This is a genomic window from Xanthomarina sp. GH4-25, from assembly GCF_045363175.1.
Taxonomy (GTDB): Bacteria; Bacteroidota; Bacteroidia; order Flavobacteriales; family Flavobacteriaceae; genus Xanthomarina.
In genome coordinates, this window is record NZ_JBJFLO010000004.1 from 220103 (window position 1) to 246225 (window position 26123).

The window sequence follows — 26123 nt, forward strand, 5'->3', positions numbered from 1 at the left end:
CATTTTTATTAAATTCCTGGTCTAGTACCTCGATTATACTTGACCTAACATTTTTTATCCAACACTTCCTTCTAAAGAAATCTCTAATAGTTTTTGTGCTTCAATGGCAAATTCCATTGGAAGCTTATTTAAGACTTCTTTACTAAAACCATTTACAATTAGAGCAATGGCTTTTTCAGTATCGATACCACGTTGGTTACAATAGAAAATCTGATCTTCTCCAATTTTACTTGTTGTAGCTTCGTGTTCTATTATAGCTGATTTGTTTTTAGCTTCTATGTATGGGAACGTGTGTGCGCCACATTCGTTACCCATTAACAAACTATCACACTGCGAAAAATTACGTGCATTGTCTGCATTAGGACCTATTTTAACCAACCCTCTATATGAGTTTTGAGATTTACCTGCAGAGATACCTTTAGAAATAATGGTTGATTTGGTGTTTTTTCCCAAATGAATCATTTTAGTTCCTGTATCTGCTTGTTGAAAATTATTGGTGACTGCAATTGAGTAAAATTCGCCAACCGAATTATCTCCTTTTAAGATACAACTTGGGTATTTCCAGGTAATTGCTGATCCTGTTTCTACTTGTGTCCATGATATTTTAGCGTTTTTTTCGCAAATTCCACGTTTGGTTACAAAGTTGTAAACACCACCTTTTCCTTCGTCATTTCCTGGATACCAGTTTTGAACGGTTGAATATTTAATTTCGGCACCATCCATGGCAATAAGTTCTACAACAGCAGCATGTAACTGATTTTCGTCCCTACTTGGAGCAGTACATCCTTCTAAATAACTTACATAACTATCTTCGTCTGCAATTAATAACGTACGTTCGAATTGCCCTGTTCCTGCCTGGTTGATTCTGAAATAGGTTGATAATTCCATAGGGCAACGAACGCCTTTAGGGATGTAACAAAAACTACCATCACTAAAAACTGCAGAATTTAAAGCCGCATAAAAATTATCTTTTTGCGGAACTACAGTGCCAATATATTTTCTTACTAATTCAGGATGTTCTCTAATAGCTTCACTGATAGAACAAAAAATAATGCCTTTTTCGTTAAGGGATTTTTTGAATGTGGTTGCAACTGAAACGGAGTCAATAACGACATCCATGGCTACTCCAGTTAGTTTTTTTTGCTCGTCTATAGAGATACCTAGTTTCTTAAAGGTTTCTAATAATTCTGGATCCACTTGGTCAAGACTATCGTATTTAGGTTTGCTGTTTGGAGCAGAATAATAAGAAATAGCTTGAAAATCGGGTTTTACATAATCAACATTAGCCCATTCTGGTTCAATCATTTCTTTCCAAGCACGAAATGCTTCAAGTCGCCAAGCTGTCATCCATTCTGGTTCTTCCTTTTTAAGAGAGATGGCTTTAACAATCTCTTCGTTTAAGCCAACAGGAAACGTGTCTGATTCAATATCAGTATAAAAACCATATTCGTATTCTTTGGTTTTTAACTCTTCTCTTAAATCGTCTTCTGTATATTTAGTCATAGATTCTAATAATTTTTAAAAAGATTTCCTTTTTAGGAAAACGTTTCTGCCTCTTGGCAGATTTGGTAGTTTTTAAAGCGAAAATGATTCACCACAACCACAAGTTCTATTTGCATTGGGATTGTTAAATACAAAGCCAGCACCATTTAAACCTCCTGAATATTCAAGAGTTGTTCCAATAAGATATAAAAAGCTTTTTTTATCGACTATAATTTTAACCCCATTGTCTTCAAAAACCTTATCTTCTTCTTGTTGTTCTTTGTCAAATTTTAAATCGTAAGACAAACCAGAGCAACCACCGCTTTTCACGCCAACACGAATGTAGTCTGTAGTTGCGTTAAAACCATCTTCAGACATTAATTCGGTTACTTTTTTTTTGGCTGTTTCAGATACTTTAATCATAAATTAAATAGATTAATTCAATATGTTTATTAATATTCTATTAGCAAGGTTCAACCTTTTATAATCTTAACCACTTTTAAATAAAGTGGTTTTTATTAAGAAGGTTTCTAAATAGAAACGCAAAGATACAATATATGTCTTATTTTACCATGGAACCTAACATTATATTAGCATATAAGTCAATAGGTTTTAGTTATGGCATTTGGAAGTCTGGATTGTTAATAAATGAGGGGTCTGAAAGAGACAGTAAGAAGGCTTTAAGGTCTGATTTATCTTGAGGAGTTAAATGTACACCACCTTCGTCTACTTTCTTCATTAATGGGTCAATAGTTGGCGAATATACTAACCCTTCGCTATAATGATTTATGACTTCATCTAAAGTGTTAAATCTACCATCGTGCATAAAAGGAGCCGTAAAAGCTAAATTTCTAAGAGAAGGGGATTTGAATTTTCCATTATCAGCAGGGTCACCACTAACTTGTCCCAAACCAAGGTCTGAAAACGTGGCGTCTAAACCATTGTTGTGAAAGATGTTATCTGTCCATAGAGGGTTATTAGGATTGCCATGACAGTGGAAACAGTCGCCTCGATTTTCATCCATGAAGACATTTAAACCATTTTCTTCTTCGGGAGTTAATACTGCTTCGCCAAGTAAATAACGATCGAATTTAGAATTAGCAGAAATTAATGTTCTTTCAAATTGAGCAATGGCCTTAGTTGCTAATTCTTTAGTGATTGGTACATTACCAAACGCTTTACGGAATAACTCTGGGTATTCGGTACTCTCTTGAAGTCTTGAAACTACAACATTCCAAGTATTGTGCATCTCTATCGGGTTTGTAACAGGCTCTAGAGCTTGATGCTCTAAACTAAAGGCATGGCCATCCCAAAAAAATAATTCATCGTAATTCCAAGCCATATTGAATAAGGGCATGGAATTTCTATTTCCAGCTATGCCGTCGATGCCTATACTAAACTTTGCGTTATCTGTAAAAGCATTTTGTGGATTATGGCATGATGCACAAGCTTGAGAGTTATTGGCAGAAAGAATAGGGTCGAAAAATAATTTTTTACCAAGTGAAATACCATCAACAGTTTGAGGGTTATTTATTGGAATGACCGGAGGAATGATTAAATTTTCAAATAATTCGGGAATTTGCAACGGACTAGGCGTTGGCACATACATATCTGTATCGGCATCTGTAGGTTCGTTTGAACACGACAAACAAATACACAAAATGCTATAAACCAACCATTTTTTCATTACTCTTGAGTTATTTGACCTATAGAAAAAACGGAACCTACATTTTGTTGCATCATTTTTTGAGCATCGTAATTTGGCATTAATGATGTATTGTAGGTGTTTAAGTCCCATACTATTGGGTTTTTAAAGAATTCAGATAGATCCATTTTTATTTCAATAGAAGTATTAGGCTCTATTACAATTTCAGGAAAAAATTCAAAGCTCACAAAGTTTTGTTCAAAAACCCCATCACTAATTTTAGCTGTTCCATTGTGGTAATTAAAAGGGCTTGGAGCTGTTGTGTTGACATTGAACATACCATCAAACTGTAAAAAGTGATAACCTCCACCAAGCATTGTTGGCCAATTCCACGAGGCTGAGTTTAAATCAGGATAGGCACCATCGATATTATCTTCTTCATTGAAGCCGTAATTAAATTTTAAGGTGTAAAGTCCTGGATAAACAATGCCATCTGCAATAGTTGTGTTGAATGTAAAACTATCAGGATTAGACAAATCGATTAAATTATAACCAGTTAATGGAAAGCTATTGCCATTAGTATTTACTAATTCGAAATGAGATAACAAATAACGAATTTTTGAAATTGTTAATATTTCTCCATTGGCATTGGTGTATTGTGTGGTATTAAAGTCACTACTATTAACGTCGTTATCATCCCAATTATGAGAAAATGTAAATGTGACATCTGTAACTATTGGTTGTTGGCAACAGATTATTTCGTCATCATCATTCTTACATGAAATAATCACTAAACAAAAAACAACAAAGGTCATTATTTTTTTCATTTTCATTTTATTTTAATAATTAAGGCGTCTGAAAACCCTTTATTTTGGGTTAGATCTCCATCTGTACTTTCAGAGTCGCCAATTGCGATTATAGAATTATCATTTAATTCTGTGGCATCGTAAGCGTAATCAATGTTTGAACCACCAACTGATTTTTGCCAAATCAGCGAGCCTTCAGAATTTATTTTAAAGACCCAAGCATCATTTTGCCCTTGGTTTTTAGTTAAGTCGCCATCGGCACTTCTAGAGCTTCCAGCAATTAAGAACCCATCGTCTTGAGTTGTTTTTACAGAACGACTGACATCGAAACTACTACCGCCAAAGGATTTTTCCCAGAGGAGTTCTCCTGTTTCAGCAATTTTAATAACCCAAACATCGGCGCCACCTGAATTTTGAGACACATCTAAATCATTACTCCTTGTGTCTCCCACAATTAAAAAATTACCATCAGATGTAGCGACAATAGATCTGGCTTCATCAATTTGTGAGCCACCGTAATTTTTTTCCCAGAGGAGTTCTCCTGTTTCAGCAATTTTAATAACCCAAAAATCGTATCCTCCTAAGTTGTTAGAAATATCTACATCGTTACTATCTGAGGATCCAACAATGATATAGCCGTTATCTGAAGTTTGAACAACATCGTAAGGTGTATCTGTAAAAGATCCGCCATAATATTTGCTCCATTGTTTATTGCCACCAGCATCAAGCTTAATAGCCCAATAATCTCCGCCAGCATGTTTGTAATTATTCATTTTTGTGTCGCCATCGCCTCCGGAAGCAGTAACATCTAAAACGCCAACTAGAAGAAAACCATTGTCTGTAGTTTGAATCAATGACGTGCCATTATCTAAACCAGCATACCCAAAAGATGCTTCCCAAAGAATGTTTCCAGATGCATCTAATTTTGAAACCCAGTAATCCTGTTGTCCAGCATTAAATGAAATATCCTGGTCGTTACTATAAGTATATCCTAAAATGGCATAACCACCATCATGAGTCTGAATGATACTATTCCCTCTATCATCTGCCGAACCTCCATAGGTTTTAGACCATTGAAGTGTATTATAAGAATCGAATTTTAAAACCCAATAGTTGTAGCCTTCAAGAGGTTTATCTAAAATATCACCATCATTACTTTGTGTGTACCCTAATATGGCATAACCACCATCACTAGTTTTAGTAACAGATTGGGCTCTATCGTTTTTTGAACCACCATAAGTGGTAACAAATCCCATTGAATTTTGAGGTTCATCTGAAGATGTAGGGTTGTCATCTGAGTTACAACTACATAATGAAATAAAGAATTGTAGAAGTAGTATAGATGCTATGTGTCTATTAAATAACATGAAGTTACTTTTATTAAGTGCCACTTTTTCTAACAATAAATAGGCCTCTTTCAATATCGCTTACAATAATATTACCGCTTGGAAAATATGGATACACATTCCATGCGCCTTCGAAACTTGCATTGTTATTTTCGGGATGTGTATCGAAAAAACCAGTTTCATTCATAGTATTAGAGGAGATATTAGAAATATCAATGATTCTCAATCCTGCCGAATAATTAGAGAGGTAATAATCATTTCCTTTTACATATCCATTGTGGTCTATTGCAGCTGTTGGGCCATTATAATCCATGTGGACACTTGGGTTGTCTAAATCTGTGAAATCGAACACAAGTGTTCTGGTATTGTTTCCAAAGTTTTGTTCATCTAGCTCATCTCCTAATATAAAATAATTCATATCTTCTGTAAACCAACCTTGATGGACATAGCCAATATTGTTATAAGTTGCCGTTGCAATGGTTGTAGGGTTATTTTTATCCGTAACATTTGCTATTACAACTTCATTAGCATTAGACCCAATTAAAATTTCTTGTCCAGTATAATCAGGATCAGGGCCATTATACGTTACAACTTGAGCATCGTGAGAATATCCAGGAAAACTACCTTCGTTTACAGGGTTTGTTGGATTTTGAATATTAATAAATAAAGGGCCTCCAGAATTTACATTACTTCCAACAATATATGCATAACCAGAAGTTTCGTTAATTACAATGTTGTGTGCACTTCCAAATTCAGTAAAATGTGCATCAGCAGTAAATGTTTCGGGTGGATTTGCTACATTTCTTAATCTGGTTAAATCGAAAACTTGCATACCATGTCCAGCTGCTTCACTAACTATAAAAGCATAATTATTATAAGTCTTAACATCTCTCCACACATTGCCACTATGTCCAGGATTTGCACTTGCTAATTTACCAAGTAAAATAGGAGCTGTTGGATTTGTAATATCGACAAATGCAGTTCCATGTGTTGAACAAATAAGCGCATATTCTTTATTGGTTGTTGTGTCTGTCCATCCCCAAGAATCGTTTCCTTCTGCTCCTGGCTCGGCTAACTCGTCTAGTGGAATATAACCCATTAAATCGTAGTCGTTACAGGAGTATGGTCCAGCCATGCCATTTTCACATGGATATAATGGTGTTAAATTAAATACATCATCGCAAGCATCACCAATACCATCATTATCAGAATCTTCTTGTCCAGAATTTGCAACTAATGGACAGTTATCGTCGTCGTTTAATATGCCATCATCATCTAAATCATTATTAACAATGTCTTCACAAGCGTCACCAATTCCGTTATCGTTTAAATCTTCTTGATTCGGATTAAATATTTCTGGACAGTTGTCGGTTGCATCTGGAATGCCATCGTCATCCGTGTCAACAATAACTAAGGGGTCTACAGGCTCGTCATCGCAAGCCAGAAAGCAGGTTAAGATAACAAATCCAAATAAAAATATTTTTAAAAAATTCAATGTTTTTTTAAAGGTAAGCATTAGCAAGTTTTTATGTTAATAATTGAGATAGGGTATTGTGTTTAAACGCATTCATATAAATGAATATTGTTTAGTTATTATTTAAAACCTTCAGACTCATTTATAGTTGAGTATAGATTTATACCCACAAAAATAACAGAATAATGCAAAAAGGAGTTGTTTCCCTATCTAATTTTGTATTAAATGTATAATCTTTTGTAAAATTATGTACGGAATTATCAACTATTTATGCATGGACATATCATTAAGCTTCTTATTTTTGCATTATGATAGAAGATAAAAACCAGAGTAAAACTCCATTGAGTGAGTTAGGAGAATTCGGACTTATAGAGCATTTAACAAAAGACTTTAAGGTGAAGCATGACTCCACAATTAAAGGTGTTGGAGATGATGCTGCTGTTTTAGATTTAAATAACAATCAAGTAGTAGTTACTACAGATATGCTTGTAGAAGGAGTGCATTTTGATTTAAGTTATATGCCACTTAAGCACTTAGGTTATAAGGCTATTGTGGTTAATTTGTCTGATGTATTTGCAATGAATGCTCAGGCTACACAAGTAACAGTTTCTATAGCGGTTTCAAATAGGTTTCCTATGGAAGCTTTAGAAGCGCTTTATGATGGAATAAATACAGCAGCAAATATTTATAATATCGATGTTGTTGGAGGAGACACGACCTCTTCAACTACTGGATTAATTATTTCAGTTACAGCCATTGGTATTGTTGATGCTAAGGATGTTGTTTATAGAAGTGGCGCAAAACCAAACGATTTGTTAGTTGTTTCGGGAGATTTAGGTGCTGCTTATATGGGGTTACAGGTTTTAGAAAGAGAAAAAGAAGTTTTTAAAGTAAACCCGCAAAATCAACCAGATTTAGAGAACTACACATATATAATTGAAAGGCAATTAAAACCTGAAGCCAGAAAAGATATTATTAAGCTATTAAAGGAATTAGAGGTAAAACCAACTTCTATGATTGATATTAGCGATGGATTATCTTCTGAAATATTACACTTATGTAAGCAAAGTAATGTTGGCTGTGATTTGTATGAAAATAAAATTCCTTTAGACCCTCAGGTGATTTCTACCTGTGAAGAATTTAATATAGATAGTACAACGGTTGCCATAAATGGAGGTGAAGATTACGAATTGCTTTTTACAGTTTCTCAAGAAGATTTTGCAAAAATTAAAGGCAATCCTAATTTTACTGTCATTGGCTATATGAAAGAAGCTTCTGCAGGAATGCATTTAATAACAAGAGCAGAAACTAGTATTGCATTAAAAGCACAAGGCTGGAGTTCTTTTAGCAATTAGTAGTTAAATGCGCTTGTTTTTTCTTCTTTTTATTATGTATATAACTTAGAAGGAAGTTTATTTCTTTTTGTTTAGCTGTTAATGGAGAAAGAGTTCCATTACTATTTGTTGTCATTTGTTTTTTGCAGTGTAAACACTGAAATTCGTTGACATGATTGGTCACTTTTTTTGTTACTTTAAAATCGTGACCTACGAGGGAACAAATCAGATTTTTCATGGTTTTGCTATAATCAATTATTTTTCAGAAAATTAATATAACAAAATATAAATGAAACGTCGTGAAAGATGCTAATAAATAGACGAAACGAGTGATTTGTTCTTTAAACGCATCATTCGTCTGTTATAAAAATCTTCTAATAAATTGTTTATTTCCCGGTATTTAGGGGTGAGTTCTATAAGATTTCCGTTGCTATTTGTAGTTAATTCTTTTTTGCAACACTTGCAGGTGTATTCTTTAACGTGAGATGTTATCTTTTTGGAGACTTCATAATTGTGTCCAAAAAGATCGCAATAAACTTTAAGTAGGTTTCGGTTGTTGGTAGATTTGTTCATTTTCTTGGTGTTTGGGAAGACTAACTTAAATAAAAAAGCAATAACACAGCTAAAAAGCACTTATTTTTCGATGAAATGCATCAAGTTGTAGGTTAATTCTTTCGTATTTTCAATATGAGACATATGGCCGCCGGGAAACTCTATTATTTCAACATCAGAATTGATTAGCTTCTTTTTTATGATATCTACTTCAACTACAGGGTCTTTAGTTCCAATGATTATTAATTTTTTTGTAGGAAGGCTTTTAAAAAAATGTTCCTTATTTTTTCTAATTTTCATTCCTTCATTACAAGCCATGTATCCTTGTAAAGGTGTTTTTAAAGCTTGATTAATTCCGACTTCAATTTCTTTTTTAAATCGAATTTTACTTTCATTACTAAACAAATTGGTAAAAGACATTCTAACCATATTCTTGAAATTGGTTTTCACCATTTTGTTAGCTCTTGTTCTTAAAAGTTTTCGGTCTTCATCGTCTGCTTCAAATGTTGAATTCATTAAACATAAACCAATAATAGCATCTGGATTTTTTTCAGCAAAAGCTAAGGCCACATATCCTCCCATAGAGTGACCTATAAATACAGCTTGTTCAATTTTTAAAAAGGCCAAAACAGCTTCAATAGCTTCTGCCATAAGTTCCATACTGTGGATGTAGCCTAGACAGCCTGTTTTGCCATGCCCCAATAAATCTATGGAAATTGTTTGATGCTTTTTTATAATTTCTGGAATTAATGAATCCCACATGCTACTATTTTCAAGAAAACCATGAAGAAGTACTATGGCATCACCTTCTCCTTGCACATTGTAATTTATTTGAATGCCTTTATGCTCTAAAATCATATTTAAACTATCTTGCGCAAAGATATAAAGACTAGAAGGTTTATGAATAAAACAAAAGAAGTTCTTGTAACATCGTTTGCACTTTTCTCATTATTTTTTGGAGCAGGAAATTTAATTCTTCCACCATTTTTAGGATTCACTTCTGGAAACGATTGGTTTATTGTTACTATAGGTTTTGTAATTACAGCTGTATTAATTCCAATTTTAGGAATTTTAGCACATGCAAAACTACAAGGCACCATGTTCGATTTTGGAAAAAAAGTATCTCCTATTTTTAGTTCTGTTTATTGTTTTTTGGTTTACATAATTTCAATTTCCTTACCAGCGCCTAGAACAGCATCTGTAACTCATGAAATTGCTATAGCGCCATTTTTTAATTCAAGTGCCTTATTTACTAGTACCATTTATTTTGCTTTAGTATTTGTGTTTGTTATAAATCGTTCTAAAATTTTAAATGTTATAGGAAAATATTTAACGCCATTAATAGGGGTTATTTTACTTTCAATAATTTTTATTGGAATTATTACATCTCCAGTGGCAGTTAGTCAGACCTTTTTAGAAGCTCCTATTTTTAATGGAATTTTAGAAGGCTACCAAACATTTGATGCCATTGGTGCAATAGTTGTTGGAGCCGTTGTTGTAATTTCTTTAAAATTAAAAAGAGACGGTTCCTACCAAGCCAAAAGAGAATTATTAACAAAGTCTGCTTGGATTGCTGGAGCTGGATTACTGGTTATTTATGCTGGTTTAATTTTATGTGGATCTTTGTTTCAAACCGAATTCCCTAAGGGTGCTACAAGAATAGAAGTGTTATCAGGATTAAGCAGATTGACATTAGGACATATTGGATCTTTGTTTTTAAGTGTTTTGGTAGCTTTGGCATGTTTTACTACTGCTGTAGGAATTGTAACAGGAACTTCAGATTATATAAAAGGATTGTTTAACAATTCTAAAATAGCTTATATAGTAACAGCACTAATAGGTTGTATAATTGGAGTTGTCGTTGGGAGTTATCATGTTGGTTTTATTATTGAAGTTGCGTTACCAGCCCTAATGTTTATTTACCCAATAACCATTGTTCTAATTATTTTAAATGTGATTCCTAATAAATTTGCTTCTCAATGGGTCTTTAGAGCTGTTGTTTTAGTAACATTTATTTTTAGTATTCCAGATTTTTTAAAGTTTCTAATTTCTATCGAAACAATACAACCAATAATCGATTTAATTCCCTTAGCTAAATATAGTTTGGGTTGGGTGTTGCCAGCAATTTTAACTTTTATTTTGGGAAATATTATTCTTTTGAAAAAAGAACATATTTTATAATTAATGGAACGAGTAAGATAATTGGAAATTCACACCATAATCATTAGTTGAAGCTGTTTCGGTAGGAGGCTTACTGTCGTAGGAGTAATAAAATTTCATTCCAAATTTAAAGTCGTTCGTGAATAAATTTATTTTTGGATTTAAGTTGAATTCGGTTCTATATCTTCCCGAATCAGTAAAATAAGGTAAAAAACTAATATCCGCATCAACCCATAATTTTGGTTCTTTATATTTATAAACTTTCCAAACAACTTGGAAAACACCTGCAAGATCATTTTGTTCTGACACACCACCATATGGTACTTCATGCGAAAGGTTAAGACCAGCACCTCCATAAAGTCGGTTCCAGTTATTATAGGAAATGTCTTTAACTCCCATTAAATTAACAATCCATCTTTCTTTTAACCCAAGTTCGGAATTTTGATTAAACCCAGTAGAAACTTGTGAAGACCAACCGTTTTTAAGTAAACGCTGCCATGAAATTGTGACGTCTGCTTTTCGAGCGCCTAAGGTGTCTGCTTGGTAGGTGTTATTTTGATCCCAATCCAATTCAAAAAATGTTTTCTTTTTTCTGTAATCTATATTACCAGAGAAAGAAAGGTTACCAACATCACTACCCTTAGAATAATTAAATCCAAAGCTGAAATCGCCACTTATTTTCATCCAAAAACTACTTTTTATGGGATATATTTCTACAATATCTTCTACTTTTACAAGTATTTTATCGGTTATAGTAACTATATAAACTTTACGATATTCGTTTGAAGCTTCCAGAGATCCAAAATACATTAAATCATCTCTCATTTTTATTTCAAATTGTTTGTTCGAAATAATGGTGTTTATTTTTATTTCTTCAAGGCTAATGGTACCCATGCCGTCCATTTTCCATGTAACTATGCCATAAGATAAACTTTTAAAGTCTCCAGTTAGAATATTTTTATTTACATGGTAGATGGTATCCGTTTTTTGAGCCATCACTTTTTTAAAAGGAAAAACTAAAAACAAAAAAAGTAGAAAGATGTAAGATGTTGTTTTATTCAAGATTTGAATTTTTTCTAAAGTAAATTTAGTTTTTTGCTTTTGTTATTAAGAGTAAAAATATAAAAACCTCATGAGTTTTTAACAGATGAGGTTTTTTATTCACTAAAAGATTTTAAATTAATTCATTAAATCTTCAATCTCTTCAGCTTCAATTGGAATGTTTTTCATCAAGTTAAAAGGTTCTCCTTGGTTTTGAATCACCACATCGTCTTCTAATCTTATACCAAAACCTTCAGCTGGAATATAGATTCCTGGCTCTACGGTAAAGACCATATTTTCTTGCATTGGTTCTGTTAAAATACCATAATCATGTGTGTCTAATCCCATGTGGTGAGAGGTGCCATGCATGAAGTATTTCTTATACGCCGGCCAATCTGGGTTTTCGTTTTTTACATCAGTTTTATCCAATAGTTTTAAGCCTAATAATTCTGAAGTCATTAATTTTCCAACCTCCACATGGTAATCTTCCCAAATTGTTCCTGGTACTAATAATTTAGTGGCGTCATTTTTTACACGATTTACAGCATTATAAACTTCTTTCTGACGCTTGGTAAACCTGCCAGAAACAGGGATGGTTCTAGACATGTCGCTTGAATAATTAGCGTATTCTGCTCCTGCATCTATTAAGATTAAATCGCCTGCTTTGCATTGTTGATTGTTTTCAATATAATGCAACACATTTGCATTATTTCCTGAGGCAATAATTGGTGTGTAAGCAAATCCTTTAGAACGGTTTCTTAAAAATTCGTACATAAACTCAGCTTCAATTTCGTATTCCCAAACATTTGGTTTAACAAAATTTAAAACACGTTTAAAACCTTTTTCGGTAATATCGCAAGCTTGTTGTAATAAATCTAACTCTATAGAATCTTTAACTGAACGTAGCCTTTGCAAAATAGGATTGCTTTTGGCAACAGCATGTGCTGGGTATTTTTTCTTTAGCCATTTATTAAAACGGTCTTCTCTAGTTTCTGTTTCAACATTAGCTCTATAATGCTCATTAGTATTAATATAGACAGTATCTGATTGAGACATTAATTCATGCATTATTTTTTCAAAATCTTGTAGCCAATAAACAGTCTTAATCCCAGAAGTTTTAAGTGCTGCCTCTTTGGTTAATTTTTCACCTTCCCAAACTGCAATATGATCGTTGGTTTCTTTTAAGAATAAAATTTCACGATGTTTCTCTTTTGGACAATCTGGAAATAACACCAAAATACTATCTTCTTGATCGACACCACTTAAATAAAAAATATCTCGATTTTGTTGAAAAGGCATTGTGCTATCTGCTCCAATAGGATATATATCGTTCGAATTAAAAACAGCTAAACTGTTGGGCTTCATTTTAGCAGTAAAGTTTTTGCGGTTTTTTATAAAAAGGTTGTTGTTGATTAAATGATATTTCATAAAAAATTTATTTTTCATTTCCGTCTCTCAGGAAATTATATTAATTATTTCATCAAAAATACGGATTTCCTTTTGGCAAATATAAAAGACGACTTACTTTATAAAATATTTAACTGAAACATACTTTTTGGTTGCTTTTCAAGTTATTAACATGAATTTATAAGTCATTATTTTGCTTTACTAACTAAATAATCCCAAGTTATGAAATTACTAAAATCTCTTTTTTTATTATCTGTATTATTTTTTTACTCTTGTAATAACAATGAGGATATAGATTGTTGTATAGATCTGGAGTCGGAATCTGAAGCTAATTTAATTATAAAACTAAAGTTTGATCCCAATCAAGAACGATTAAATAATATTGGGCAACCGGCAAGTGTTCCAGTAGGTAATGCAGCTCAATCGCCAACCATTTCTAAAATGAGTGCTAATTATATTGAGTTTGCTCAGGATGCTTTAACGGGTTTAGGTGATGGTGAAATTATTTTTGAAGGCGTTAAAACAACAGCCGGAGGACCAGAAGCAATCGATTTTCAAAATGCTGTTTTTGCAGGAAATAATGAGGTGTTCTTATCAGTTCCACTTAGTCAAGTAGCTCCAGGAGATTACAATTGGGTTCGGGTGTCTTTGGCTTACCAAGAAGGAGATATTGACTTATTGATTAATGGTGTAGATTACACAGGAACATTAGCCAGTTTTGTAGGTTATAACACCTATGTTTCTTCATTCAATTTAAATGGAAGCACCTTTAGTGTTAACGAAAATAAATTACAAGGATTTTGGGCTTTTGAAACGTTAGGTTTCACCTCTCAAGGTCAAGCGCCTCCTGGAGCAACAACAGTACCTAATCCATTATTTGACTCATCACCAATACCTCAAGGGTCTTGTGTAGTAACTGGACAATTTGAAAATGGATTAACTCTAACTGGAAACGAAATTGAAAATGTGGTGGTTACCTTATCTTTTTCAATTAACAATAGTTTTGAATGGACCGAAGTCAATGCCGACGGGAAATATGAACCTGAAGCTGGCGAACAAGTTGTTGATATGGGATTGAGAGGGTTGAAGCCTATGGTTTCCAACTAATCGACTTTTTGTTTTTGTTTAAAATCATTCTAAATACTTATATTAAAGTGCTTCGCTTTTGTCTAAAACTGATTGGAAGTGTATCTTTGTTAGATATAAATTAAACTTCAACAATGAGCGGAATTTTGAATTCTTCGATTGGAAGAAAATTTGCCATGGCACTTTCGGCACTCTTCCTAATGATTTTTTTACTACAACACTTTGCAATTAACTTAATGTCAGTATTTAGTGCAGACACCTTTAATGAGGTATCTCATTTTATGGGAACCAATTGGTTAATTCAATTTGTTATGCAACCCATCCTAATGTTTGGTGTGTTGTTCCATTTTATCATGGGTTTTGTGTTAGAAATTAGAAACAGAAAAGCAAGACACATTAGTTATGCCAAAAATAATGGTGCTGCCAATTCAACATGGATGAGCAGAAACATGATTTACAGTGGACTTTTCATTTTAATTTTCTTAATTATTCACTTTTTAGATTTTTGGTTTCCAGAAATTAATACCAAATATATAATTGGTGACATGTCTGGAATGCACGATGGTGAATTTAGATATTTTCATGAATTACAGGAAAAATTTGTTCCAATTTGGCGTGTAGCCTTATACTGCATAGGTTTCGTGTTTTTAGCACTTCATCTATTACATGGTTTTAATTCTGCTTTCCAATCTGTTGGAGCAAATAACAAATACACAAAAGGATTAAAAGGATTTGGAAAAGCATATGCGATTCTTATTCCATTAGGATTTATCGTTATTGCGTTATTTCATCATTTTAATCACTAAAAAATATATCTAATATGGCTTTAGATTCTAAAATACCAGAAGGTCCAATTGCAGACAAATGGACTAATTATAAAAACAACATCAATCTTGTTAATCCTGCAAACAAACGTAACATCGATGTTATTGTAGTTGGAACAGGATTAGCAGGAGGCTCAGCTTCTGCTACTCTAGCAGAGCTTGGGTATAACGTTAAAGCATTTTGTTTTCAAGATTCTCCAAGACGTGCACATTCTATTGCAGCACAAGGTGGGATTAATGCAGCAAAAAATTATCAAGGTGATGGAGATTCTACTTATAGATTGTTTTATGATACTGTAAAAGGAGGAGATTACCGTTCTCGTGAAGCTAATGTCTATCGGTTAGCAGAAGTTTCTGCAAATATTATCGATCAATGTGTGGCACAAGGTGTTCCTTTTGCTCGTGAATATGGAGGGTATTTAGACAACCGTTCGTTTGGTGGGGTTTTGGTTTCCAGAACATTTTATGCTGCTGGACAAACAGGACAACAATTATTATTAGGGGCATATTCTGCTATGAACCGTCAAATTGGTCGTGGTAAAATTAAAATGTACAACCGTCACGAAATGTTAGACGTGGTTGTTGTAGATGGAAAAGCACGTGGCATTATAACTCGTAACCTAATTACTGGTGAGATTGAAAGACATTCAGCACATGCTGTTGTGCTTGGAACTGGTGGTTATGGTAACGTTTTCTTTCTTTCAACAAATGCTATGGGTTCAAATGTAACAGCTGCTTGGAAAGCTCATAAACGTGGTGCTTACTTTGCAAACCCTTGTTATACACAAATTCACCCAACATGTATTCCTGTTTCGGGAGATCATCAGTCTAAACTTACATTGATGTCTGAATCTTTACGTAATGATGGACGTATTTGGGTGCCAAAAAGAAAAGAAGATGTCGAAGCCATAAGATCTGGAAAATTAAAACCAAAAGAGTTAAAAGAAGAAGACAGAGATTATTACTTAGAACGTCGTTATCCAGCCTTTGGAAACTTAGTACCTAGAGATGTGGCATCTCGTGCAGCCAAAGAGCGTTGCGATGCAGGTTTTGGAGTCAATGCTACTGGTGAAGCCGTTTTTTTAGATTTTGCTTCTGCTATTCAACGCTACGGAAAAGAACAAGCGCTTATTCATCATTTAGATGTCAACGATGCTGCTTTAGTGAAAAAATTAGGACAAGAAGTTGTCAAGAATAAATACGGAAACTTATTCCAGATGTACGAGAAAATTGTAGATCAAGACCCATATAATACACCTATGATGATTTATCCTGCTGTGCATTATACGATGGGAGGTATTTGGGTTGACTATAACTTAATGACAACTGTTCCTGGGTTATATTGTATTGGTGAAGCTAATTTTTCAGATCATGGAGCTAATAGACTTGGAGCTTCAGCTTTAATGCAAGGCTTGGCTGATGGATATTTTGTATTGCCTTATACGATAGGAGATTATCTATCAAATGATATCCGAACTGGACCAATTTCTACAGACTCAAAAGAATTTGAGGAAGCTGAAAAAGGTGTTAGAGACCAAATCAATCATTTAATAAATAATAAAGGAACACACACAGTAGACCATTTCCATAAGAAACTTGGAAAAATTATGTGGAATAAAGTTGGAATGGCAAGAAACGTTCAAGGTCTAACCGAAGCCATTAAAGAAATAAAAGAACTTCGTGCAGAATTCTGGAAAGATGTTAAAGTGCCTGGAACTAACGAAGAGTTTAACGATGAGTTAGCAAAAGCTGGACGTGTTGCCGATTATTTAGAATTAGGAGAGTTGTTCGCAAAGGATGCTTTACATCGAGAAGAATCTTGTGGTGGGCACTTTAGAGAAGATGCTGTTGAGCTTGATGGTGAGCAAAAAGGAGAGGCAAAACGTGACGATGAAAATTTTGCTTATGTAGCTGCATGGGAATATAAAGGAGAGCCAAGCGATGCGGTTCTTCATAAAGAAGATTTAGAGTTTAAAGATATTGAATTAAAACAAAGAAGTTACAAATAGGAAAGCTATGAATTTAACGTTAAAAATATGGCGTCAAAAAAACGCTAAAGATAAAGGAGGTTTAGTTGATTATAAAGTCAATGATGTCTCTCCAGATATGTCTTTCCTTGAAATGCTGGACGTTTTAAATGAAGACTTAATTAATAAAGACGAAGAGCCTGTAGCTTTCGATCACGATTGTCGTGAAGGGATTTGTGGTATGTGTTCACTTTATATCAATGGAGAAGCACATGGTCCAGACAGAGGTGTTACTACCTGTCAGTTACATATGCGAATGTTTAAAGATGGAGATACAATTTATATCGAACCATTTAGAGCAGCAGCTTTTCCAGTAATTAAAGATTTAATAGTAGATAGAACATCTTTCGATCGTATCCAACATGCTGGAGGGTTTATTTCTGTAAACACCTCTGGTAATACCATAGATGCGAATGCTATTCCAATTAATAAACACGATGCAGATACAGCTTTTGATGCAGCTACCTGTATTGGTTGTGGTGCTTGTGTTGCTAGTTGTAAAAACTCTAGTGCCATGTTATTTGTGTCTGCAAAAGTATCTCAGTTTGCTTTGTTACCACAAGGGAAAATTGAAGCTACAGATAGAGTTTTAAATATGGTAAAACAAATGGACGACGAAGGTTTTGGTAACTGTACCAATACTGGAGCTTGTGAAGTAGAATGCCCAAAAGGAATTTCACTTGAAAATATTGCTCGTATGAATAGAGAGTATTTAAAAGCAAGTTTAAAAGGGTAATTTATTCCTGTGAAACAGGTAACTTATAAATCAATTTCAATTATTAAATCCCAAGCTATGTCTTGGGATTTTTGTTTCTTTACAGTTCAATTTTCGTTATGAATCATCCGAGTACATTTTATAAACAGCAACTTGAAAAACATCAACAAGACTTAAAGAAATTCAATAAGAAATTAATTGGAATGAGTAGTTTGAGACTGCTTATTTTTTTACTTGTGTTTGCTGGAATTTATGTCACGTTTAACATGTGGCAAGTGGCCTTAGGAATAGGAATTATTGGAGTTACCATCTTTATTTTCTTATTGTCAAAATACACAGATATTAAGCGCTTACGAGATGTTAGTAAAGCTTTGGTAGCAATAAATGAAGAAGAAATAAAAATTGCTTCAGGAGATTTTCATCATAGAGATACAGGCGAACAATTTCAGGATCCACTTCATTATTATAGTTTAGATATCGATTTATTTGGAAGAGGATCTTTCTTTCAATTTATAAATAGGACCACTATAAATGAAGGTGCAGAAACTTTGGCGAAAGCTTTAACAGCAAATGTTATTGATGAGATAGAATTAAAACAAAAGGCCGTTAAAGAATTAGCAGATAAACCAGAATGGCGACAACAGTATTCAGCTTTTGCAACATTAATTGAAGCAGAGACACCAGCTGTAAAAATAATAAAATGGTTAAATAGTCATGAAGTATTTCTCCCAAAAATAATGACATGGTTGCCAAAAGTTTTTTCTTTAGCATCTATAGTGGTTGTAGCTCTTGGAATATTTAAAATAATAAGTTTAGGTTTTGTTGGTTACTGGTTGTTATTAGGTCTAATTATTACTGGATTGTACCTAAAAAAAATTAACATCTTAGCAAGTCATACAGACAAAGTAAGAGATACCTTTAGACAATATGCATTGCTTCTTAAGCAAATTGAGAACGAGACTTTTTCTTCAGAATTATTAAAAAATAAGCAAGCATATATTCAGCAAGAACACAAAAAAGCATCCGACATATTTTCTAAATTTTCAAAACATTTAGATGCATTAGACAATAGAAATAATATGATTTCTGCCATCTTTGGAAACGGTTTTTTTCTTTCAGATTTAAAAAACACATACAACATTGAACAGTGGATTTCTCAATATAAAACAACAGTGTTTCACTGGTTTGAAGTGGTTTCGTTTTTCGAGGCCTATAACAGCTTAGGAAATTATGCCTTTAATCACCCAGAGTATGTATTCCCAGAAATTGTAGCCACTAAAACAGTTATTGAAGCTGTAGATTTAGGGCATCCATTATTAGATAAAAATAAACGCGTGACTAGCAATTTAGAAATCCATAATCAGGAATTCTTTATTGTAACTGGAGCTAATATGGCTGGGAAAAGCACATTTTTAAGAACGGTTTCTTTGCATATTATTATGGCAAATACAGGTTTGCCAGTTTGTGCAACTTCTAGTAAATATGCTCCAGTAAAACTAGTAACAAGCATGCGAACAAGCGATTCTTTAACTGATGATAGTAGTTATTTCTTTTCAGAATTAACCAGACTGAAGTTTATTGTTGATGAAATTGCAAAAGACTCTTATTTCATTATTTTAGACGAAATTTTAAAAGGGACAAACTCTACAGACAAAGCTATTGGTTCTCGTAAGTTTGTTGAAAAACTGGTTGCAGGAAATGCCACTGGAATTATAGCAACACACGATTTAAGTTTGTGTGAAATTTCCAAAGAATTATCCGAAGTTAAAAACCACTTTTTTGATGCTCAAATAATTAATGATGAACTTTTTTTCGATTATAAATTTAAAGATGGTATTTGCCAAAATATGAATGCGAGTTTCTTATTGAAAAAGATGGAGATTATTTAGCTTTTTTTTATCTTTTCAATCATTTCAACAGCATTTTTATCGTCAGGCTTTAAACTTAAAACTTTGTAATAATTCTTTAGGGCTTCTGTGTTATTTTCAGATTTATAATAGGCTTCCCCTAAGCTATCGTACACATTGTATTTATAGGGGAATATTTTCGTATTTAAATCGAAAACATACAAAGCTTTATCAATGTCATTTGCTCTTAAATAAACATAACCTAAAGTATTTAATTCTCTGCTGCCTTTTACATACTCAGATAGCATAGAAACCAGTCTGTTTTCATCTTTTTGTAAACTATCTATTGTAATTTCTGCTAATTGATTTTGCAAAAAATTTGCTGCAGGATAATTTGGTGTATAACGCTTTCCATTTGCAATATTAAGCATATCACGCTCTAAAGTTTCAACAGGATGTTCTACAATTCTATTTGTTTCTTTACCATCTTTTAAAAAAATAATAGTTGGTACTCTATGAATTCGCATACCCTTTTCTTCGCCATTTGGCCCTTTTTTATAAGCTGCATCTGAATGGTCTAGAGCAATAACTTCTAATTGGTTTTCAGGAAAATTTGCAGTTTCCAAAATGCTGTATAATCTGGGAACTTCTTGTTTACTGTCTCCACACCAAGTTCCTAAAAACACTTTGATTGTATATTGATTTAGAGAATCTTTTAATTTTTCTACTATTTTTTCATTTACCTCATAATCGTCATAATTTTTAGTAAACCACTCCTTAAATGGCGCCTTAGAAAGACCTTCTTTATTAATAGTCCCTAAGAGCATGTCTTTGCCTCCTTCATCTAAAACATGTTGGTTTAAAGTCTGCGACTCAATAATTGAAAAACTTAAAAGAGCGATTGCTATTAGTATTGTTCGTTTCATAATTGTTTCGTTTTTTTTATAAAAGTATGATGTTAAGAGTCTAGTAACTAATTATCTGTATTTTCAACATATTTAAATATACCAAAGGGGGTTTTTTAGGTATAAATGGTTGTTTGTTGCTTTATTATTGACTTTTGTACATTTAGTTTGATGGAATAAATAATTCTATTTACTTTCAACAAAAGATAATTTAACTTGAGACCTTTAAAAAAACATACCTCACAAATTTTAGTACACATCCTATTCTGGATGTTGTTTGTGTTTGTGTCTTTATTTGTGTTTTCTCAATACTATTGGCGAGAAAATCCCTTTTTGCAATATGTCTCTATTTTGGTGGTTATTGTTTACGTTAATAACTTGTTGTTGTTGCCGTTTTTCATAAAAAAACGACTCTATATTTTGTACGCTTTTGTGTTTGCAGCCATTTCTTTTTTTGCCACACAATTGTATTGCAACGTTTTTGCGCAATGTGGTTGTTCCATCATGAAGTGTTTGAGTGATTATTTGTGGCAAACTTTAGTACCACTTATTTTCTTTTCTTTTATTTGGATGCTGTATCGTTTTTTGGATAAGCAAGATGAAGTAGAACAAGTAAAAAAGGAACATCTAGAAATGGAGTTGAAATTCTTAAAATCGCAAATCAATCCTCATGTGTTGTTCAATAATCTGAACACCATTTATTCTTATGCATTAGAGAAACCAAATGAAGCTCCAGAACTTATTTTAATGCTTTCAGATAATTTAAAACATGTGTTATATGAAAGTAATGCTAAAACAATTTCCCTTGAAAAAGAAATACAGTTTATTGATAACTATATGAAATTTCAAGAATTACGAACCGAAGGTGTCAAAACCATCACCTATTCAAAAAATATAGAATCCGACAGCCTTAATATTGCACCACTTCTTTTAATTACTATTATTGAAAATGCATTTAAACACAGCATTCTGAATAGTCATATTAATATTGACATAGAGGAAAAGCAAGGTACTTTAGAATGCATGTGTGAGAATGAATATAATAAAAATGAAACAAATCTGGAATCGTTTAAAATAGGATTACAAAATTTAGAAAAACGCTTACAATTAATTTATAAAGATAAATACGAATATAAAATTGAAAAGCAGGAGATGTTTAAAGTCTATTTAAAATTAGAATTGGTATGACCTGTATTGTTATAGAAGACGAAATTCCGGCTCAAAGAATTTTAAAAAATTATTTGGAAAAACTTCCTAATGTTGAATTGCAAGGTGTTTTTAAAGCAGCCATTGAAGCCAACTCTTTTTTAAACAACAATCAGGTTGACCTGGTTTTTTTAGATATCAATCTTCCTGATATCTCTGGAATAGATTTTATAAAAACCATTAAAAACCCTCCAGCTATTATTATGACTACGGCTTATCCTGATTATGCACTTAGTAGTTATGAGCTTGAAACCATTGTCGACTATTTGGTAAAACCTTTTTCGTTCGATAGGTTTCTAAAAGCAATAAATAAGGCGAAAGAACGCATAAGGGTTCCTATACCAATTTCTAAAATAGAAGGAGAGGAATTTTTCTTTTTAAACGTAGATAAGACATTACATAAAATTGAAACAAATAGTATTGTCTATCTTGAATCTAGCAGAAATTATATTTCTGTAATAACAAAAAATAAAAAACTAACATATATAGACTCTTTAAAAAACTGGACTTGTAAATTAGCCGATAACCAATTTATACAAGTGCATAAATCGTTTATTATTAATAAAGCTTACGTTGAAAAAATTTCGGGCAATGAAATCTATGTTCAAGGAACACGAATTCCAATAGGCAGAACATTTAAACAAGATTTGTTGAAGAAACTAAACATTAAAGAATGAACCATCACATTGAGTAATTAGATGGGTTGAAATAGTATTGAGAAATGTACATTGTTCTCGATACAATTTTCAAGTTTTTTAAAACTTAAAATGCACAAACACAGAAAAAAAGACCAGCAAGATTATAATCTTACTGGTCTTTTAGTTAAACTATTTTAGCTATATATTATTTTTTTGGATGTACTAATTTCATTTCGTCAATAAGGTGTTTAGCACCTGCATATTTATCTACAATAAACAATACATAACGTAAATCGACCATAATATTTCTACAAATTTCTGGATCGTAATACATGTCACTCATGGTGCCTTCCCAAACACGGTCAAAATTTAAACCTACTAAATTTCCATGAGCATCAATGGCTGGACTTCCAGAGTTCCCTCCAGTTGTATGGTTAGTTCCTAAAAAACAAACTGGCACTTTCCCGTTGGCATCAGCATATTGTCCATAATCTTTAGCTTCGTATAAATCGATTAATTTTTGAGGCACATCAAATTCATAATCTCCAGGCACATATTTTTCAATCACACCATCTAAATAACTAACAGGGGAATAATAAACGGCATCTCTTGGAGAATACCCTCTAACTTGTCCATAAGTAACACGTAAAGTGCTATTAGCATCTGGGAAGTATCTTGCATTTGGTAAGGCTTCCATTAATGCTGTCATATAAACAGTTTGCAAAGCCGTTATAGGTTCGTTTTTAGCTTGAAACTCTGGATTGATGTTATTATAGAAATCTTCAATCATTGGTTTTGCATACGCATATGCTGCATCGTTATTGAGGTTTTTTATAACCTCTTCTTGAGAACCTTCAAATAATTTTAAAGCTGAATCGATATGTTTAAAAGCTGTCTTATCATAGATGGACACATCCACATTTTTAGTGTAGAAAGGCATCACATTTTCAAAAACGCCTCTGTCTACATTCACATCATAGTCTTTATGAACTCCAGTTAAGGTTCCTTCTATGGAAGCTTTGGCTTTTTCAAACACATCGGGATTATTAATTATCGCTTGTTCAAATTGATAGGTTCTAAAAGTCATTTCCATTAATTCATTGGTCACCAGAAAGACCTCAATAAAACTTCTTCGCTTAATGTTTACGTCTCCAAAATTTTCATAAAGCACATCAAACTCAGGAAGGATATTTCCGTATTTGTCTTCCAGTCCTTTTTCTTTTATTGCTTTTTGGAATGTTGCTTCAAATTCATGTCTTTTTTCAATGGCGTTACTTTTTTCAATTCCTAAATTTTCACCTTGCCATTTTTTCCAAGCATTTGCAATTCTTGCTTGTTTTGAAGCATATTTAATTCTCACTTCATCACTCGTTTTCATATTGGCATCGATAACCTTTAAAGCTGCTTCGCGAATTGCAATATTACTTGGGTTATATTCTTTAGTGATATGCTCTATGGCTACAGCTGGTAAATATTCGTCTGTTGTTCCAGGGAAACCAAAAACCATGGTAAAATCGCCTTCTTCAACGCCATCTAAAGAAATTGGTAAAAAGTGTTTTGGTTTATAAGGCACGTTCTCTGTGCTGTATTCTGCTGGACGATTGTCTTTATCTGCATAAATTCTAAACATCGAAAAATCGCCGGTATGTCTAGGGAATACCCAGTTATCTGTATCGCTACCAAATTTCCCGATACTTGATGGTGGAGCACCAACCAAACGAATGTCGTTAAAGCGTTCAGTTACAAATAAAAAGTATTGATTGCCTTTGTAAAACGATTTGATTTTAGTGTCTTGCCAAGCTTCTTTTTCTACTTGAGCTTCAAAAGCATTAGAGTTTTTAGAAATTGTAGATTGCTTTTCCTTTTCAGTCATGTCTTCTGTAACACCATTTAAAACTTGGGCTGTTACGTCTTCAATTCTAACAATAAATTCTATAAATAATCCAGGATTAGGTAGCTCTTCTTCTAATTTCATAGCCCAAAAACCATCTTTTAAATAATCGTTTTCTAAAGATGAATGCGATTGAATCTGGCTAAAACCACAATGATGATTGGTTAGTATCAATCCTTTTGGAGAAATCACCTCACTGGTACACCCACCATTAAAATGCCCAATAGCATCTTTTAAACTGGAGTTGTTTACATCGTAAATATCTTGAGCAGTCAATTTGCTACCAAGATCTGTCATTTCCTGCTCGTTCATGCCTTCTAATAATGAAGGAATCCACATGCCACCTTGTTGTGCTGACACTTGAAGCGTGATAAAAAGTAATAGAATTTTAAAGAATTTCATAATCAGTTAATTTAGTAAGTTTCAAAGATAAAGAACCAAGCTATAAAAGATGTTAAAATGATCTAAATTTATCGGTCTAACTTGTATCTTTAGGCTATGAAGACCCATAATGGGTGTTTGACAAAAATGTTCATTACTATCAACATAATATCTAGCTGAATAATAAGTTTTGGTAAAAATTTAAAATAGATGAAACATCTCTCTAAACTCCCAAATATCGAAACCACCATTTTTACGGTCATGGGTGGTTTGGCAAATAAACACGAAGCGATTAATTTATCGCAAGGCTTTCCAAATTTTAAAAGCGACCAGAAACTGATTGATTTGGTTTCCAATGCGATGAATTCTGGTTATAATCAATATGCATTGATGCCTGGAAATATGGAATTGCGTGAAGCTATTGCTAAAAAATTCGATTTGCTCTACGGAAGTTCTTATCATCCAGAATCTGAAATCACCATTACAGCTGGAGCCACCCAAGCGATTTACGATGTGATTACAGCTTTTGTTAGGACAGATGACGAAGTAATTATTTTAAAACCAGCATATGATTGCTACGAACCTTCTATTCTTATAAATGGAGGAAAACCAGTTTCTATTCAATTAGAAGCACCACATTATCAGGTCGATTGGAATGAAGTAAAGCAAAAAATGTCGTCTAATACCAAAATGATTATCATTAACACACCACATAATCCAAGTGGCACTATTTTTAGTGAGGCAGATATGTTAAAACTTCAAGAGTTTACCAAAAACAGCAATATAATTGTGTTGAGCGATGAGGTTTACGAGCATATTGTTTTTGATGGTAAAAAACACCAAAGCGCTTGTTTGTTTACAGATTTAAAATCACGAAGTTTTATTACTGCTTCTTTTGGAAAAACATTTCATAATACGGGTTGGAAAACAGGTTATTGTTGTGGGCCCAAAGACTTGATGGAAGAGTTCAGGAAAATACATCAGTTTAATGTGTTTAGCGTGAACCATTCTGTACAGAAAGGCTTGGCAGATTATATGCAAGAACCAAATACCTATTTAGGATTATCTGAATTTTTTCAGGAGAAACGCGATCTGTTTTTAAGCTTGATAAAAGATTCTAGATTTCAATTTAAACCTTCTCAAGGCACGTATTTTCAAGTATTGGATTATTCTGAAATTACGAATGAATATGATGTGGATTATGCCAAGCGATTAACTATTGAAAATGGTTTAGCGTCCATTCCACTTTCTGTTTTTAACGAAAACCATTTAGATAATAAGGTGCTACGTTTTTGTTTCGCAAAGACTGATGAGACTTTAGATAAGGCTGCAGAAATCTTAAACAAAATTTAATAT

Annotated in this window: 23 protein-coding genes; 10 read left to right on the forward strand and 13 right to left on the reverse strand. The window is 33.1% G+C overall.

Annotation, left to right across the window (positions count from 1 at the left end):
* Positions 1-54: 54 nt before the first annotated feature.
* The 6 genes from sufB to ACI5KZ_RS07365 all read right to left on the reverse strand — a co-directional run bounded on the left by sufB (position 55) and on the right by ACI5KZ_RS07365 (position 6795).
* Positions 55-1503, reverse strand: a complete 1449-nt coding sequence (sufB, locus tag ACI5KZ_RS07340) for a Fe-S cluster assembly protein SufB (protein WP_109308328.1) — start codon at positions 1501-1503, stop codon at positions 55-57.
* A gap of 72 nt (positions 1504-1575) precedes the next feature.
* Positions 1576-1905: an iron-sulfur cluster assembly accessory protein gene (locus ACI5KZ_RS07345; protein ID WP_109308329.1), complete on the reverse strand. Its 330-nt coding sequence runs from the start codon at positions 1903-1905 to the stop codon at positions 1576-1578.
* 193 nt (positions 1906-2098) lie between these two features.
* Complete coding sequence (locus ACI5KZ_RS07350; RefSeq protein ID WP_109308330.1) at positions 2099-3169, reverse strand: cytochrome-c peroxidase; 1071 nt, start codon at positions 3167-3169, stop codon at positions 2099-2101.
* The gene (locus ACI5KZ_RS07355) at positions 3169-3954 is read right to left on the reverse strand and encodes an MbnP family protein (protein ID WP_406847324.1); all 786 of its coding nucleotides are present in this window, start codon (positions 3952-3954) and stop codon (positions 3169-3171) included. The genes ACI5KZ_RS07350 and ACI5KZ_RS07355 overlap by 1 nt, the downstream gene beginning before the upstream one ends.
* A gap of 2 nt (positions 3955-3956) precedes the next feature.
* Positions 3957-5300: a hypothetical protein gene (locus ACI5KZ_RS07360; RefSeq protein ID WP_406847325.1), complete on the reverse strand. Its 1344-nt coding sequence runs from the start codon at positions 5298-5300 to the stop codon at positions 3957-3959.
* Between the two features lie 13 nt (positions 5301-5313).
* Entirely contained in the window at positions 5314-6795 is a 1482-nt protein-coding gene (locus tag ACI5KZ_RS07365) for a choice-of-anchor B family protein (RefSeq protein ID WP_406847326.1), read from the reverse strand.
* A 266-nt stretch (positions 6796-7061) separates the two neighbouring features.
* On the opposite strand from ACI5KZ_RS07365, the gene thiL reads away from it, so the two are divergent.
* On the forward strand, positions 7062-8108 hold the full coding sequence (gene thiL, locus ACI5KZ_RS07370; RefSeq protein WP_109308333.1) for a thiamine-phosphate kinase: 1047 nt from the start codon (positions 7062-7064) through the stop codon (positions 8106-8108).
* Here thiL and ACI5KZ_RS07375 read toward each other — a convergent pair.
* From ACI5KZ_RS07375 to ACI5KZ_RS07385, 3 genes are all read right to left on the reverse strand, one after another.
* Entirely contained in the window at positions 8098-8325 is a 228-nt protein-coding gene (locus ACI5KZ_RS07375) for a hypothetical protein (protein WP_109308334.1), read from the reverse strand. The genes thiL and ACI5KZ_RS07375 overlap by 11 nt on opposite strands.
* A gap of 71 nt (positions 8326-8396) precedes the next feature.
* A complete protein-coding gene (locus tag ACI5KZ_RS07380; RefSeq protein ID WP_109308335.1) occupies positions 8397-8660 on the reverse strand; it encodes a hypothetical protein in 264 nt (87 codons plus the stop codon).
* Between the two features lie 60 nt (positions 8661-8720).
* On the reverse strand, positions 8721-9497 hold the full coding sequence (locus ACI5KZ_RS07385; protein ID WP_406847327.1) for an alpha/beta fold hydrolase: 777 nt from the start codon (positions 9495-9497) through the stop codon (positions 8721-8723).
* A gap of 42 nt (positions 9498-9539) precedes the next feature.
* Between ACI5KZ_RS07385 and brnQ the strand changes: the two genes are divergently transcribed.
* Complete coding sequence (gene brnQ, locus ACI5KZ_RS07390; protein ID WP_109308337.1) at positions 9540-10820, forward strand: branched-chain amino acid transport system II carrier protein; 1281 nt, start codon at positions 9540-9542, stop codon at positions 10818-10820.
* On the opposite strand, the gene ACI5KZ_RS07395 is transcribed toward brnQ, so the two are convergent.
* Entirely contained in the window at positions 10821-11861 is a 1041-nt protein-coding gene (locus tag ACI5KZ_RS07395) for a DUF481 domain-containing protein (protein ID WP_123808334.1), read from the reverse strand. It abuts the gene before it with no gap.
* Positions 11862-11978: 117 nt separating this feature from the next.
* Entirely contained in the window at positions 11979-13268 is a 1290-nt protein-coding gene (locus tag ACI5KZ_RS07400; RefSeq protein ID WP_406847328.1) for an aminopeptidase P family protein, read from the reverse strand.
* A 201-nt stretch (positions 13269-13469) separates the two neighbouring features.
* On the opposite strand from ACI5KZ_RS07400, the gene ACI5KZ_RS07405 reads away from it, so the two are divergent.
* The 5 genes from ACI5KZ_RS07405 (at position 13470) to ACI5KZ_RS07425 (ending at position 19788) form a co-directional block, all read left to right on the forward strand.
* Positions 13470-14354: a hypothetical protein gene (locus tag ACI5KZ_RS07405; RefSeq protein ID WP_406847329.1), complete on the forward strand. Its 885-nt coding sequence runs from the start codon at positions 13470-13472 to the stop codon at positions 14352-14354.
* A gap of 113 nt (positions 14355-14467) precedes the next feature.
* Positions 14468-15139: a succinate dehydrogenase cytochrome b subunit gene (locus ACI5KZ_RS07410; protein ID WP_109308340.1), complete on the forward strand. Its 672-nt coding sequence runs from the start codon at positions 14468-14470 to the stop codon at positions 15137-15139.
* Positions 15140-15153: 14 nt separating this feature from the next.
* Positions 15154-17166, forward strand: coding sequence for a fumarate reductase/succinate dehydrogenase flavoprotein subunit (locus ACI5KZ_RS07415; RefSeq protein ID WP_109308341.1), 2013 nt, complete (start codon positions 15154-15156; stop codon positions 17164-17166).
* 7 nt (positions 17167-17173) lie between these two features.
* Complete coding sequence (locus ACI5KZ_RS07420) at positions 17174-17920, forward strand: succinate dehydrogenase/fumarate reductase iron-sulfur subunit (RefSeq protein ID WP_109308342.1); 747 nt, start codon at positions 17174-17176, stop codon at positions 17918-17920.
* A 98-nt stretch (positions 17921-18018) separates the two neighbouring features.
* Positions 18019-19788 carry a MutS-related protein gene (locus ACI5KZ_RS07425; RefSeq protein WP_406847330.1) on the forward strand — a complete coding sequence of 590 codons (1770 nt, stop codon included), beginning with the start codon at positions 18019-18021 and terminating at the stop codon, positions 19786-19788.
* Here the strand turns inward: ACI5KZ_RS07425 and ACI5KZ_RS07430 are convergent.
* Positions 19785-20672 carry a thioredoxin family protein gene (locus ACI5KZ_RS07430; RefSeq protein ID WP_109308344.1) on the reverse strand — a complete coding sequence of 296 codons (888 nt, stop codon included), beginning with the start codon at positions 20670-20672 and terminating at the stop codon, positions 19785-19787. The two genes, ACI5KZ_RS07425 and ACI5KZ_RS07430, sit on opposite strands and share 4 nt — an antisense overlap.
* 195 nt (positions 20673-20867) lie before the next feature.
* Here ACI5KZ_RS07430 and ACI5KZ_RS07435 point away from each other — a divergent pair, with 195 nt between their 5' ends.
* Both ACI5KZ_RS07435 and ACI5KZ_RS07440 read left to right on the forward strand, forming a co-directional pair.
* On the forward strand, positions 20868-21839 hold the full coding sequence (locus ACI5KZ_RS07435) for a sensor histidine kinase (RefSeq protein ID WP_406847331.1): 972 nt from the start codon (positions 20868-20870) through the stop codon (positions 21837-21839).
* Positions 21836-22534, forward strand: coding sequence for a LytTR family DNA-binding domain-containing protein (locus tag ACI5KZ_RS07440; RefSeq protein WP_109308346.1), 699 nt, complete (start codon positions 21836-21838; stop codon positions 22532-22534). The genes ACI5KZ_RS07435 and ACI5KZ_RS07440 overlap by 4 nt, the downstream gene beginning before the upstream one ends.
* A gap of 166 nt (positions 22535-22700) precedes the next feature.
* On the opposite strand, the gene ACI5KZ_RS07445 is transcribed toward ACI5KZ_RS07440, so the two are convergent.
* A complete protein-coding gene (locus tag ACI5KZ_RS07445; protein WP_406847332.1) occupies positions 22701-24788 on the reverse strand; it encodes a S46 family peptidase in 2088 nt (695 codons plus the stop codon).
* Between the two features lie 189 nt (positions 24789-24977).
* Here ACI5KZ_RS07445 and ACI5KZ_RS07450 point away from each other — a divergent pair, with 189 nt between their 5' ends.
* Positions 24978-26120, forward strand: coding sequence for a methionine aminotransferase (locus ACI5KZ_RS07450; RefSeq protein WP_406847333.1), 1143 nt, complete (start codon positions 24978-24980; stop codon positions 26118-26120).
* The last annotated feature ends 3 nt before the right edge of the window (positions 26121-26123 follow it).

What these genes read in the sequence shown, in the direction of transcription:
- sufB (WP_109308328.1), bottom strand. Translation starts at nt 1,503, where the DNA reads ATGACTAAATATACAGAAGACGATTTAAGAGAAGAGTTAAAAACCAAA.
- ACI5KZ_RS07430 (WP_109308344.1), bottom strand. Translation starts at nt 20,672, where the DNA reads ATGAAACGAACAATACTAATAGCAATCGCTCTTTTAAGTTTTTCAATT.
- thiL (WP_109308333.1), top strand. Translation starts at nt 7,062, where the DNA reads ATGATAGAAGATAAAAACCAGAGTAAAACTCCATTGAGTGAGTTAGGA.
- ACI5KZ_RS07385 (WP_406847327.1), bottom strand. Translation starts at nt 9,497, where the DNA reads ATGATTTTAGAGCATAAAGGCATTCAAATAAATTACAATGTGCAAGGA.
- ACI5KZ_RS07345 (WP_109308329.1), bottom strand. Translation starts at nt 1,905, where the DNA reads ATGATTAAAGTATCTGAAACAGCCAAAAAAAAAGTAACCGAATTAATG.
- ACI5KZ_RS07365 (WP_406847326.1), bottom strand. Translation starts at nt 6,795, where the DNA reads ATGCTTACCTTTAAAAAAACATTGAATTTTTTAAAAATATTTTTATTT.
- brnQ (WP_109308337.1), top strand. Translation starts at nt 9,540, where the DNA reads ATGAATAAAACAAAAGAAGTTCTTGTAACATCGTTTGCACTTTTCTCA.
- ACI5KZ_RS07355 (WP_406847324.1), bottom strand. Translation starts at nt 3,954, where the DNA reads ATGAAAAAAATAATGACCTTTGTTGTTTTTTGTTTAGTGATTATTTCA.
- ACI5KZ_RS07375 (WP_109308334.1), bottom strand. Translation starts at nt 8,325, where the DNA reads ATGAAAAATCTGATTTGTTCCCTCGTAGGTCACGATTTTAAAGTAACA.
- ACI5KZ_RS07410 (WP_109308340.1), top strand. Translation starts at nt 14,468, where the DNA reads ATGAGCGGAATTTTGAATTCTTCGATTGGAAGAAAATTTGCCATGGCA.
- ACI5KZ_RS07360 (WP_406847325.1), bottom strand. Translation starts at nt 5,300, where the DNA reads ATGTTATTTAATAGACACATAGCATCTATACTACTTCTACAATTCTTT.
- ACI5KZ_RS07400 (WP_406847328.1), bottom strand. Translation starts at nt 13,268, where the DNA reads ATGAAATATCATTTAATCAACAACAACCTTTTTATAAAAAACCGCAAA.
- ACI5KZ_RS07405 (WP_406847329.1), top strand. Translation starts at nt 13,470, where the DNA reads ATGAAATTACTAAAATCTCTTTTTTTATTATCTGTATTATTTTTTTAC.
- ACI5KZ_RS07350 (WP_109308330.1), bottom strand. Translation starts at nt 3,169, where the DNA reads ATGAAAAAATGGTTGGTTTATAGCATTTTGTGTATTTGTTTGTCGTGT.
- ACI5KZ_RS07445 (WP_406847332.1), bottom strand. Translation starts at nt 24,788, where the DNA reads ATGAAATTCTTTAAAATTCTATTACTTTTTATCACGCTTCAAGTGTCA.
- ACI5KZ_RS07415 (WP_109308341.1), top strand. Translation starts at nt 15,154, where the DNA reads ATGGCTTTAGATTCTAAAATACCAGAAGGTCCAATTGCAGACAAATGG.
- ACI5KZ_RS07420 (WP_109308342.1), top strand. Translation starts at nt 17,174, where the DNA reads ATGAATTTAACGTTAAAAATATGGCGTCAAAAAAACGCTAAAGATAAA.
- ACI5KZ_RS07425 (WP_406847330.1), top strand. Translation starts at nt 18,019, where the DNA reads ATGAATCATCCGAGTACATTTTATAAACAGCAACTTGAAAAACATCAA.
- ACI5KZ_RS07450 (WP_406847333.1), top strand. Translation starts at nt 24,978, where the DNA reads ATGAAACATCTCTCTAAACTCCCAAATATCGAAACCACCATTTTTACG.
- ACI5KZ_RS07440 (WP_109308346.1), top strand. Translation starts at nt 21,836, where the DNA reads ATGACCTGTATTGTTATAGAAGACGAAATTCCGGCTCAAAGAATTTTA.
- ACI5KZ_RS07380 (WP_109308335.1), bottom strand. Translation starts at nt 8,660, where the DNA reads ATGAACAAATCTACCAACAACCGAAACCTACTTAAAGTTTATTGCGAT.